The sequence below is a fragment of the Salmonella enterica subsp. arizonae genome, assembly GCF_008692845.1.
GTDB classification, from domain to species: domain Bacteria; phylum Pseudomonadota; class Gammaproteobacteria; order Enterobacterales; family Enterobacteriaceae; genus Salmonella; species Salmonella arizonae.
Map to the genome: position 1 here is coordinate 188,037 of NZ_VXJW01000006.1, position 11,984 is coordinate 200,020.

An 11,984-nucleotide genomic window follows, 5' to 3' on the forward strand; every position below is an offset into this window, starting at 1 on the left:
TGCCATGTATCGCTGGATGGCGACGCAAAGCGTCTTATCCGGCCTACGTAATGCCCGCATCGTAGGCCGGATAAACGTAGCGCGATTCGGTAACGCCCTATTACAGCGACTGATGACGCGTCTCATGGGTTAACAGCAGCGCAATCAGCGTAAGCGCCGCCATTGACGCCAGGTAAACCCCTACCGCTGCCAGCCCGTAGTGGCTTTGCAACCATGTGGCTATATACGGCGCGACGGAAGCGCCCAGAATCGATGACACATTGTAGGAGAACGACGCGCCGGTATAGCGCACTTCTGTCGGAAACAGTTCCGGCAGTAGCGCCCCCATTGGGCCGAAGGTCAGCCCCATCAGACTCAAACCTAACAACAGGAACAGGAACACCAACGCCGGATTGCCTGAACCCAGCAGCGGAGTAAAGGCGAACAGCGCGAAGAGGATGATAAGCGTGGTAATGATGACCATGCTTTTCCGACGGCCAAATGCATCCGCCAGCAGGCCGGCGACGGGCACCATCACGCCGAAACCAATCACCGCCATCATCAGCATCCACAGTATTTCATTACGCGGCAAGCCAAGCCCCACCGGCGCTGCGGCGGTGCTGTAAGTCATGGAATAGACGGTCATGATATAGAACAGTGTGTAGGTCGCCAGCATGATAAACGTGCCGAGAATGGTCACGCGAACATGTTTCGTCAGCAATGTACCCAGCGGAATTTTCACCTGTTTTTTAGCCGCGGCTACTTTCGCAAACACCGGCGTTTCATGCAGCGACACGCGCACATACAGGCCTATAATCACCAGTACCGCCGAGAAGATAAACGGCACGCGCCAGCCCCAGCTCATAAACTGCTCATCGGTCAGTAGCCAGGAGAGCAGCAGGAAGGTGCCATTGGCAAAAAAGAAGCCGATTGGCGCGCCCAACTGCGGGAAGGAGCCATACAGCGCGCGTTTACGCGGCGGCGCGTTCTCTGTCGCCAGTAGCGCCGCGCCCCCCCATTCGCCGCCCAGCCCCAGCCCCTGGCCGAAACGTGCCAGCGCCAGCAGCAGCGGCGCGAAAATACCCATCGTCGCATAGCCTGGCAACAGACCGATAATGACCGTTGAGATCCCCATTGTCAGCAGCGAAGCCACCAGGGTGACTTTGCGGCCTACCCGGTCGCCGAAATGTCCGAATAGCGCAGATCCAATCGGACGCGCCACAAACGCGATAGCGAAAGTGGCGAGCGATTGTAGCGTTGCTGCGGTGGGATCGCCTTGGGGGAAGAAGATATGAGGGAACACGATCACCGCTGCGGTGGCGTAAATATAGAAGTCGAAGAACTCAATTGCGGTACCGATAAGCGAGGCAATAAGGACTTTATTGCGTGAGTTTACCGGTACATGTTTCTGCTCATGGTCGAGTGTTGTGGCGGTTGCTTGCATACTATTTTCTTATTTTTGGCGAACGAATAGTCATATTACGCACAGCAAAAGTCATATTTCAATGTGTAACAAAAGCAAAAAGTGGTCAAAAAATGTGCAAAAAGAGGATAATGTTTAGGCCAGAAATTTCGCTTCTATGAAATGCTTCACATAATTTTAAAATTGGATGATAAAACTGGTTTGTGGTTAAACAAAAGTTAATTATTGGATTTGTATACTAAAAAAATGGGATGTGGCGGAAGGATGTGCCTGTTCGTATTGCCGGATGACGACGCCACGCGCGCCATCCGGCATCAAGCCGTAGATTAGCGTTGTGTTTTACCCGGCATTCGCGGGTCGTCCTTGTATTCGGCAGTCGCTATCCAGGCCGCGCAGAATAACGTCAGGCGGGCAAAAAAGTAGAAGAATGCCATCAGACCAAGTACGGAACCAAACGCCGCGCCGGAAGGCGATTTCACCAGCGATGGCAACGTATAGGTCATAATGATTTTAATCACTTCAAAACCGATAGCGGCAATAAATGTCCCGCGAATCAGCGCCTTTTTACGTGGGCGATGGCGAGGCAGTCGCCAGAAAATCCAGAAAAAAAGCAGATAGTTGGCAAAAATAGAGATTGCCAGACCGATCAAATGCCAGGCCGGTTTTAACCATTCGATGCTGTCAAGATACAAGGCGGAGATGATCATCTGCTGGGCGGAACCGGCGATGGAAGTAATGGAAAGCGTAATGATTAAAGCGACCAATAATCCGATTAGCGAGATAAAATCGCGCAGATATTTGAGCCAGATTTTCTCCTGATCCTGTGGTGTTCGCTCCCAGACGTCCCGCGACTGGGCGCGAATCGCTTCCCGCAGGTTGCCCATCCAGTTAACGCCGGAATAGAGCGCGATACCCAGTCCGACCAGCCCTACCGTGGTACGCTGTTGAACCGCCGTATTAATCGTGTTTTTAAGCGTGGACGCCAGCGTAGGATCGCTCACATTCATCAATATTTTGCTGAAAATATCTTCCAGCAGATTCGGGTGCGATGCGAGGATAAAACCCGCCGCAGCAAAGGACACCATCATTATCGGGATCATCGACAGAAACGAAAAGTAGGTGATAGCCGCGCCAAATTGATTGCCTAATCGATCGTTAAAACGTTCGGTCGCGCGAATGAGGTGGGCCACCATCGGTTGGCGCTGAATTTTTTGCATCAGGGTGGTAACGGAATGCAACGCCTGATTTGCCTTTTCGTTTTTTTCCGGCGGGTCATGCGGCTGCGTTTCTATTTTTTGTATCGGATCGTGCTCCAGTTCCTGAATAGGGCGTTTTACGTTATTTTCCTGCGTCATCAGGTCGGTAGTCCTTCATCATTAATAGAATATGTCAGTATAGCTTCTCCCTGGCTGATGCTTAAAACGCGGCATTGTTGATGGTCTCAGTCAGCCATACCATAAACAGATGTACCCGGCGGGAAAGATTACGGCGATGGGGATAATGCAGCGTCACCGGCAATGGGCTGGCGCGATATTGCGGCAAAATTTCAATGAGCGTTCCGGCGCGTAAAGCCTCGCGCACAGTAATGCGTGGCGTCTGAATGATCCCTAGCCCTGCCAGACAGGCCGTATGCCAGGTCTCCGTACTGTTTACGGTTAACATTCCGCCGGTTTTTACCCATTGCATACCGTGGGGGGTTTCGAAGGAGAAACCCGGTGAAGAGATTCCTGGCGTTAATGAATAATGCACCATCGCATGTAAGGCTAGGTCGTCAAGGCTTTCCGGATACCCAAAACGCGCCAGGTATTGTGGGCTGGCGCAGTTCACTCTGGTGAGTTTGCCAAGCGGGCGTGTCAGTATCCCTGGCGCGTGTAGCGGCTCTGTACGCACCACGCAGTCGAAATCTTCCCGTAGTAAATCAACCTGTCGATCGCTACTACAAAGTTCCAGCGCAATGCCGGGATAATGATGTAAAAAAGTAGACAGGCGCGGCATGATCAAGCTGTTTGTGAGACCCGGCGGTATATCTACCCGTATTTTACCGCTGATGCTGGCTGGGTCAGGCTGGAAAAGGCCTTCCAGTTCATCCAGGTTACTCAACAGATCTTTTGCCCGCTCGTAGTAAGCCATTCCATCCTGAGTAAGCTGTACCCGTCGGGTGGTGCGATGAAGCAGGCGTGTGCCCAGTTGATTTTCCAGCGCTTGTATCTGCCGTGAAACGCTGCCTTTGGGGAGGCCGACCTCCTCTGCCGCGCGAGAAAAACTTTCCCGTTCCGCCACGTGTATAAACAATTTCATTGCATATATTTTATCCATCATCAGGCTCTATTATTATTTTTATTGAAACAGTGACGCTTAAACGGCCGATTTTATTGATTTTCTAGCATCTAATAGGCGCTTTCGCAATCATTGTCCGTGTGACTGATACGTTTGATAACGTTGCGCGTCGGGTTTATCCCCTTCCAGCCAGGTGTTGCAGCGTCAAACAGCCGTCAAACGAGACGATGGCGGTAGAAAGCGTCGATAAAAGCGGGGTGGCGGGACGGAGAATGCGCGTGCATAGACGGTAGTGTATTTGACTTGTCGTTCGGTTATCGTGGCTGACTGACTATTTTTTAACATGGTGTGCCAATTTATATTTTGTAACATACCAGATGGGAGACAGATATTTCCTTTGTGGCGCGCCAGGCGTACTCTTCTTATAAATTAATATTCAAATTAACGTTGTTCGCTTGTGATAATAAGATGTTCCTTAAGTCAAATCGCTAATTTTAGCTAATTCTGTAATCATGATGTTGAAGCTGTAAATATTCATAACCTCTCTCTTTCTTAATCAATGGCTATCGGTAAAATGGCCTATGCCAAATGGCGACTTCTTATTTTACCCTACGGGTAATACCCTTCCTCATCTTGAGACTATTATCTTACCCAAGCGGAGAAAAGTAATGCAGGTAATCATGTTTGACAGGCAGTCAATATTTATTCATGGAATGAAAATCAGTTTGCAGCAGCGTATTCCAGGAGTAAGTATTCAGAGTGTCTGTCAGACAGAAGAACTCTGGCAAAAAGTAGAAAGCGCGCCGGATGCGCTGGTCATGCTGGATGGCGGCCTGGATGCTGAATTTTGCCGCGAGGTGTTACAAAAAACCGCACGGCTATTTCCTGAGGTGAGGATTATTATCACAGCGATGGAAGGCAGTCAAAGGTGGTTACATGAAATGATGCAATTTAATGTTCAGGCTGTGGTGCCACGTGACTCTGATGCCGAAACCTTTGCTCTTGCGCTCAATACTGTCTCTCGCGGGATGATGTTTTTACCGGGGGATTGGTTAAATTCAACGGAGTTGGCGTCTCGCGATATAAAAGCGCTAAGCGCCCGCCAGCGGGAAATTTTAAAGATGCTTGCCGCAGGTGAATCAAATAAACAAATTGGTCGGGCGTTAAATATTAGTACCGGGACGGTAAAAGCGCATCTTGAGTCGCTTTATCGGCGGCTGGATGTAAAAAATCGTACTCAGGCCGCCATGATGTTAAATGAATCGAATTAACGATGTTAAATTCACAGCACGCTGATTCCAGATTGTGAAATATCACTCGTATTGATTAATGATAAAAAACGCTGGTGTCCGATGCTGAACATCAGCGCAATAAGCGTTTCACGTTGAAACCGATCATGAAGTTCCGGCAGGCAGGTCTGTAACAGTTTATCGCAGTTATTGAGGTCATCCAGCAAGAATGCCTCCGCCTGTTCGGGCGTAATGAACGTCAGCGTCTCATCCGGCGTCAATATATGCCCGTAACCAATCACCCATTTACCCTGCCGGTCGCGATACTTTTCCAGCGACAGACCCTGCCCCTGTTTAATAAACGCGATGCAGGCGGAACTAAAGCGAGATGAAATGTGCGGCATGGCGTCTTTCTCATAAAAAGCGCGATTATAAGGTGTGCAGCAAGCGTGGCTAGCGGTCAGGCGGCCAGGCGCAGACAGGGAAAAGGTCTATGCCGTTCACCGTAACGTCGTGTTGACAGAATGAAAAGCTGATGTTTTAGGTTAGCAACCGATCTTCTTATAAATTTGCAATGATTGAGATTAACTCACTGAAATGTGACTAAATCTGTTATATCTATGAAAAAACATAATTAAAAGAACACTAAGATCTCGACGCGGGATCGTCTTTTAGGGAAGATAATGACGAATAGCGCTTCGCAGGCGACATGTGCGCCTTTTGAACATAGCCTGGGGATTATCCGCCAGGCATCAATGGAAATACTGCTGCTGCTTGGTATTCATACCGCAGAGGGAAAAGAGCCCCGGTGGTTCATGGAACAGCTTGAGCAGGCGCGCCTTAACCTGGGAGGTTGGGGCGCGGTGGCGAAAAAATTACGGATAAACGACGCGCAGTTGAGTCAGTTTATGCTGCAACTGCGTCACCTTCAGCAGCAGGTCCCCCAGTATGATAGCGGGCAAGAGGTCAGTGAAAATCAACTTATTGCCGCGTTGCGTTTTGTCACCTCGCTGGAACAGCTACGTCAGCAACAGCCGCTATTGTTGTATCAAACTGAACTGGAAGAGCCCGACCAGGAGGCGCATCTTGAGGCGCAGCGTCAGCTTCGGGCGATAGAACTGACGTTAAAAGCGCTTATTGCGCGCGCATGGCCGGATCGGGCGTCCCTGAATCACTACCTCAAACAACATTTCGGCCCGGACCGTTTGCGGCAGTGGGTAAAACAGGGAGAAGATCAACACGCGCTGGAAGGTATGTTGTTCAGCGAGCTGGCTCTCATGGTGGTCGATAAGAAATTATTTGCCCGTCATTACGTCAGCATTTTTAATGACGCCTCAGCGTTGACGCTGTTCGTCGAGCCGCGCACGACGCTGCGCATGTTTCTGGATGATTGCCGCCTCGCGCGAAACGAAGTTATCGCCAGACAGCCGCTCACCTCAGCACGGCTTATGCTGCTAAACGTTCAGTATCAGCAAATCGTTCGGCCTATCCAGCGCGCTTATGCCGAAAAACGTACCCGCGTGAATCCCGCTTCGTTTCTGCTGGCGGATGAACGGGAATTACGGCACTTCTGGCAAATCGCGCGGCTTAAAGATCGGCAGGCCGGGGGAGATAAGCATGAGATTAGCGAGAGCATAGAGCCGCCGCGTAAACGGCCGCCGCGCACGCCTGAAGAACGTGATCAACTGATTTCCGGCGTTTTGTGGGGCGGGGTCTGCGTAATGACGCTGGCGATACTGGCGGGCGCATTCTGGCTGTTCAGCACGCTGCCGCCAGGCTCCGGGGCCGCGCAATCTCCCGCGATTGCGCAGGATGAGCCGCCGCGTGAGGCACCCTCCGCGCGGGAAACGATCACCCATATGGGCATTACCTGGGATACGTATAATATGCGGGCGGCGATAGATCGCAATGATACGCGGGTGACGGCGCTGTTCCTACAGGGCGGAATGAACTGGCAACTCGCGTGGACGGAGCAGGCGTTTGCGGCGAGACATACCGAGGTGTTACAACTGTTGTTGCGTTATTCCGCGTTGATGGATGAGGTAAAACCCTGCCGGCGATTTATCACGACGTTAAGCCACGCAATGTCGAGCGGCGCGCCATTGACCGCGATGCATAAAACCTATTTGCAAACGTTTTGCACCGTTCCGGCCGTTGTAACGCGCCAGGAGTACGATACGGAGCAGGCCCGATTACGCGCTCAGGCCCGACCCAGCGCAGACAATAACAAATGGCTGAAAATTCAGTCAGCCATTTATGATGCGATTCACTGAGGCCGGAGCAGGTTAAGGTTCTCCGTAAAGGCCAATCAGGCGGCGCACCACACCGTTGGTCCAGCCGAATCCATCCTGTAGCGGATATTCGCCACCGCCGCCTTCGCGGGGTGTACCGCCGGAAATATGGTATTTCTCAATCAGTTTATGGTGCTCCTGATAAAAATGGTTCACCGTTTTTAACCAGTTATGGGCGATTTCATCGCCCAGCATATCGTCACCATACAGTTTGAAGCCCTGGATAGCCATCCATTGCAGCGGCGCCCAGCCGTTCGGCTTATCCCACTGTTCGCCAGTTTCGTATTCGGTCGCCATAATTCCGCCGGGCGTTAACAGGCGGCTGCGTACCACATTTGCCAGGCGGTCGGCCTGTTCATGATTCGCCATGCCCACATACAGCGGTACGATACTGGCGGCGGAAAAGAGCGCCATTTCTTCGCGTCGCCAGTCATAGTCCCGATAACAACCGTTTTCGTCATCCCATAGGTAATGGTTCACGGCGGCGCGGCGATCGCTGGCCTTCTGGCGAAATAACGCTTCAGTGTCACGTTCGCCTTTCAGCGCTGAAATATTGGCGATGGCGCTCTCCAGTTTGTACAGAAAAGCGTTCAAATCGATGGGGATAAACTGAGTCGTGCGTATGCTGGCAAGCCGGCCCGCATCGCGTAGCCAGCGTGAAGAATAGTCCCAGCCGGATGCCGCCCCGGCGCGCAAATCCCGGTAGACTTCATTGGGTGGACGACCGGAATGTTTCGCGGTTTCGACATCTTCCAGCCATGACTCGTCGCGCGGCGTGTCGCGATCGTCCCAGTAGCGGTTCAGCAGGGAACCGTCCGGCATCCGCACAACGTGGCGATAAGCCTGGTTGAGCGCCAGTGATTCGGCGCCGTCCATCCAGAAGGCATATTCCATTTTGAGATGGTCGAGATAACGCCGCGCGCCGCGCACGCCATCTTCTTCGAACAGTTCTACCATCAGGGCGAAAACCGGCGGCTGGGAGCGGCTCAGGTAATAGGTCCGGTTGCCGTTGGGAATATGACCATAGTTTTCAATCATCCAGGCGAAATTATCCGCCATACATTTAAGTAAGTCTTCGCGCCCGCTTTCCGCCAGACCCAGCATGGTAAAATAAGAGTCCCAATAATAGGTTTCGCTAAAACGGCCTCCCGGCACGATATAAGATTGCGGCAGCGCCAGCAGCGAAGACCACGGAATATGATCTTGCGGTTCGCGCGTCAGTATAGGCCAAAGCTGGTCAATATGTTCTTTGAGCGAGTTTTCGGGGTTAGAGACATACTCGCTGGATAAGGTTTCCGGTAGCCAGAAATGGTTTTCGACGAAGCGGCGTAAGTCAAAATCGCGGTGGCGTCTGACCTTACGGTAGCGGATCAGGATATCGAGCGGGTCCATCTTCGGCGCGCAGTCCGGGAACGTTTTACTGTCTGGAAACAGCTTTGTTGACTGTACATGCTCGAACAGTTCGAGATACCGATCGGCAGGGGTCAGGGCGTCAGAGGCCGGAAGCCCCTCGATCATTTCCGGCTCCGGTTCCGCCTCGATCATTTCATCCAGCTTTAACTCGCACGGGTCTGTTTCATAAAGCAGATCGACATCAATAGTCAGATCTTCAGAGGGCGTGGGGTTTAATTTCTGGTTGAGCATAATGACAAGGACCTCCGGCTTGCGTCGTAAAAGATACGGGGGTTGCCCGGGTGTCTATTAAGCGTAGACATTCGCTTCGATACATGAGTTGCAAAGTGTGCGATAGATCACACTTTACCGTTTGTCCGATAAGAAAAATCGTTAGCTAATTTACTGAATCTTATTGTGAAAAATTTGTTTTCATGACGCCTTCCTTAGCCCCAAAATCAGAACATTCGTTTAGCAGCGGTATAACTAGGTAACCGAATGGCGTGGATTCACAAGCAAAGGTAACATAAATAGTTATAATACAGGCTATGGCATTAAAATAATACAAATGGATACAAATGATCGAGCAACCCGACAGTAATAGCGCCAAACCGCTTTATAAGCAGCTTGAAGCCGCTTTAAAAGAGGCCATTGCGCGTGGAGAGTATAAACCAGGCCAGCAGATCCCGACGGAAAATGAGCTGAGCGCGCGCTGGCAGGTGAGTAGGGTCACGGTCCGTAAGGCGTTGGATGCGCTGACGCGTGAAAATTTGCTGACCCGTGTGTCCGGCAAAGGCACCTTTGTCTCCAGTGAGAAATTTCAGCGCAGTATGACCGGCATCATGAGTTTCAGCGAGTTATGCCAGTCCCAGGGACGTCGCCCGGGGTCACGCACCATCAAATCTGTTTTTGAATCGGTAGACGATGAGACAAAAGCGTTACTGAATATGAACAATGGCGAAAAAGCGGTCGTCATTGAACGTATCCGCTATGCCGACGATGTGGCGGTATCGCTGGAAACCGTACATCTTCCCCCACGTTTCGCGTTTTTGCTGGAAGAAGATCTTAATAATCACTCTTTGTATGAATGCTTACGCGAGAAATACCATTTATGGTTTATCCACTCTCGTAAGATGATCGAACTGGTTTATGCGAGCTTTGAAGTTGCCCATTATCTTGGCGTCAACGAGGGTTATCCGCTGATCCTGATAAAAAGTGAAATGATTGATAACAAAGGAGAACTCTCCTGCGTTTCGCAACAGTTGATTGTCGGCGATAAAATACGCTTTACCGTATGATGTCAGCGTTACGGTAACGGAGAGCAGGCTGAATCGGGATCCAGATCGCGGATCCCGATTTTTTTTGGTTTTCATCTTGATCAAATGTATTTAAATGTCATATAAAAATGATAATACATTTTGAGTCATTTATGGCGAGTCCTCGCCTGTATCATTGATGGAACCAGAGGAAAGCATGATGGGTATGAAAGAGACAGTTAGCAATATTGTGGCCGGCCAGGCAGAGAAAGGGGGCGTTAAACACGTCTATTACGTGGCGTGCGGCGGTTCTTATGCGGCGTTCTATCCGGCGAAAGCATTTTTAGAAAAAGAAGCGAAAGCGTTGACTGTCGGTCTGTATAACAGCGGAGAATTTATTAACAATCCGCCGGTAGCGCTGGGAGAAAATGCCGTTGTGGTTGTCGCCTCCCACAAAGGTAATACGCCAGAGACAATTAAAGCGGCTGAAATCGCCCGTCAGCACGGCACGCCGGTCATTGGTTTAACCTGGGTGATGGATTCACCGCTGGTGGCGCACTGCGACTATGTGGAAACGTACACGTTTGGCGACGGTAAAGATATTGCCGGAGAGAAAACGATGAAAGGCCTGCTGAGTGCGGTCGAACTGCTCCAGCAGACGGAAGGGTACGCGCACTACGATGATTTTCAGGATGGCGTCAGCAAAATCAACCGTATCGTCTGGCGCGCTTGCGAGCAGGTTGCGGAACGCGCGCAGGCGTTCGCTCAGGAATATAAAGACGATAAAGTCATTTACACCGTCGCCAGCGGCGCGGGCTATGGCGCAGCCTACCTACAGAGCATCTGTATCTTTATGGAAATGCAGTGGATACATTCCGCCTGTATTCATAGCGGTGAGTTTTTCCACGGGCCGTTTGAAATTACCGATGCGAATACGCCTTTCTTCTTCCAGTTTTCCGAGGGCAATACGCGGGCGGTGGATGAACGCGCGTTAAACTTCCTGAAAAAATATGGCCGCCGGATTGAAGTTGTCGATGCGAAAGAGCTGGGGTTATCGACCATTAAAACCACGGTTATTGATTACTTTAACCACTCTCTCTTTAATAATGTTTATCCCGTTTACAATCGGGCGTTAGCTGAGGTGCGCCAGCATCCGTTAACTACGCGCCGCTATATGTGGAAAGTGGAATATTAATTAAATCAGGATGGATAAAAAAGCAGGGACGCTTTTTATTGTAAAGACAAACAAGGAATAAAGATGAGCATCAGCGTATTGGGTATTGGCGACAACGTTGTCGATAAATACCTGCATTCCGGTATCATGTACCCCGGCGGTAATGCATTAAATTTTTCTGTCTATGCGAAATTAGCAGATATCCCCAGCGCGTTTATGGGGGCGTTTGGCAATGACGACGCAGCGCGGCACGTACAGGATGTATTACGCCAGCTACAGATAGATATCTCTCACTGCCGCCATTATACCGGCGAAAATGGATATGCCTGTATCCGTCTCACGCATGGCGATCGGCAATTTGTCGCCAGCAACAAAAACGGCGTATTGCGGGAACATCCTTTTAGTCTGTCTGACGTCGATCTTCGCTATATATCACAATTTACCTTAGTCCATTCCAGCATTAACGGCCACCTGGAATCGGAACTGGAGAAAATTAAACAACAAACCGTCTTACTCTCTTTTGATTTTTCCGGGCGCGGTACAGACGAATATTTTGAAAAGGTGTGCCCGTGGGTAGATTACGGATTTATCTCCTGTAGCGGTTTATCGCCAGATGAAATCAAAATAAAACTAAATAAACTTTACCGCTATGGCTGTCGGCATATTATTGCCACCTGCGGGCATGAAAAAGTTTATTATTTTTCCGGCGCGGATTATCTGGAGTGGCAACCTGTTTATATCGAACCTATCGATACGCTGGGCGCAGGCGACGCCTTCTTAACCGGTTTTTTGCTTTCCATTTTGCAATCGGGTATGGCGGAACCCGATAAAGAAAGCGTGTTACGCGCCATGCGGCAGGGCGGGAAATCGGCGGCGCAGGTTTTATCTCATTACGGTGCATTTGGTTTTGGTAAACCGTTTGCACAGTAGGTTACGTCCCTCAATGTAAAGCGACACTCACTC

10 protein-coding genes are annotated in these 11,984 nt (G+C 50.5%); 5 read left to right on the forward strand and 5 right to left on the reverse strand.

Annotated elements, in window-relative coordinates:
* Nucleotides 1-100: 100 nt before the first annotated feature.
* The 3 genes from F4V61_RS13340 to F4V61_RS13350 form a co-directional block, all read right to left on the reverse strand.
* Nucleotides 101-1,423 carry an MFS transporter gene (locus F4V61_RS13340; RefSeq protein WP_038397434.1) on the reverse strand — a complete coding sequence of 441 codons (1,323 nt, stop codon included), beginning with the start codon at nucleotides 1,421-1,423 and terminating at the stop codon, nucleotides 101-103.
* A 305-nt stretch (nucleotides 1,424-1,728) separates the two neighbouring features.
* Complete coding sequence (gene yhjD, locus F4V61_RS13345; protein ID WP_000191283.1) at nucleotides 1,729-2,757, reverse strand: inner membrane protein YhjD; 1,029 nt, start codon at nucleotides 2,755-2,757, stop codon at nucleotides 1,729-1,731.
* A 61-nt stretch (nucleotides 2,758-2,818) separates the two neighbouring features.
* A complete protein-coding gene (locus F4V61_RS13350; RefSeq protein WP_024132094.1) occupies nucleotides 2,819-3,718 on the reverse strand; it encodes a LysR family transcriptional regulator in 900 nt (299 codons plus the stop codon).
* Between the two features lie 629 nt (nucleotides 3,719-4,347).
* Between F4V61_RS13350 and F4V61_RS13355 the strand changes: the two genes are divergently transcribed.
* Nucleotides 4,348-4,950 (forward strand): response regulator transcription factor, encoded by a 603-nt coding sequence (locus F4V61_RS13355; RefSeq protein WP_038397435.1) that lies wholly within the window; start codon nucleotides 4,348-4,350, stop codon nucleotides 4,948-4,950.
* Nucleotides 4,951-4,961: 11 nt separating this feature from the next.
* Here the strand turns inward: F4V61_RS13355 and F4V61_RS13360 are convergent, their stop codons facing one another.
* Nucleotides 4,962-5,312 carry a glycoside hydrolase family protein gene (locus tag F4V61_RS13360; RefSeq protein WP_001120245.1) on the reverse strand — a complete coding sequence of 117 codons (351 nt, stop codon included), beginning with the start codon at nucleotides 5,310-5,312 and terminating at the stop codon, nucleotides 4,962-4,964.
* Nucleotides 5,313-5,591: 279 nt separating this feature from the next.
* Between F4V61_RS13360 and F4V61_RS13365 the strand changes: the two genes are divergently transcribed.
* On the forward strand, nucleotides 5,592-7,181 hold the full coding sequence (locus F4V61_RS13365) for an STY4199 family HEPN domain-containing protein (protein WP_038397436.1): 1,590 nt from the start codon (nucleotides 5,592-5,594) through the stop codon (nucleotides 7,179-7,181).
* Nucleotides 7,182-7,193: 12 nt separating this feature from the next.
* Here the strand turns inward: F4V61_RS13365 and F4V61_RS13370 are convergent, their stop codons facing one another.
* A complete protein-coding gene (locus F4V61_RS13370; protein ID WP_000934254.1) occupies nucleotides 7,194-8,843 on the reverse strand; it encodes an alpha,alpha-trehalase in 1,650 nt (549 codons plus the stop codon).
* 326 nt (nucleotides 8,844-9,169) lie between these two features.
* Here F4V61_RS13370 and F4V61_RS13375 point away from each other — a divergent pair, with 326 nt between their 5' ends.
* The 3 genes from F4V61_RS13375 (at nucleotide 9,170) to fraD (ending at nucleotide 11,951) form a co-directional block, all read left to right on the forward strand.
* Nucleotides 9,170-9,889, forward strand: coding sequence for a GntR family transcriptional regulator (locus F4V61_RS13375; protein WP_000572573.1), 720 nt, complete (start codon nucleotides 9,170-9,172; stop codon nucleotides 9,887-9,889).
* Between the two features lie 175 nt (nucleotides 9,890-10,064).
* On the forward strand, nucleotides 10,065-11,042 hold the full coding sequence (gene fraB, locus F4V61_RS13380) for a 6-phosphofructose-aspartate deglycase (RefSeq protein ID WP_077905518.1): 978 nt from the start codon (nucleotides 10,065-10,067) through the stop codon (nucleotides 11,040-11,042).
* 63 nt (nucleotides 11,043-11,105) lie between these two features.
* On the forward strand, nucleotides 11,106-11,951 hold the full coding sequence (gene fraD / locus F4V61_RS13385) for a fructose-aspartate kinase (RefSeq protein ID WP_000028443.1): 846 nt from the start codon (nucleotides 11,106-11,108) through the stop codon (nucleotides 11,949-11,951).
* The last annotated feature ends 33 nt before the right edge of the window (nucleotides 11,952-11,984 follow it).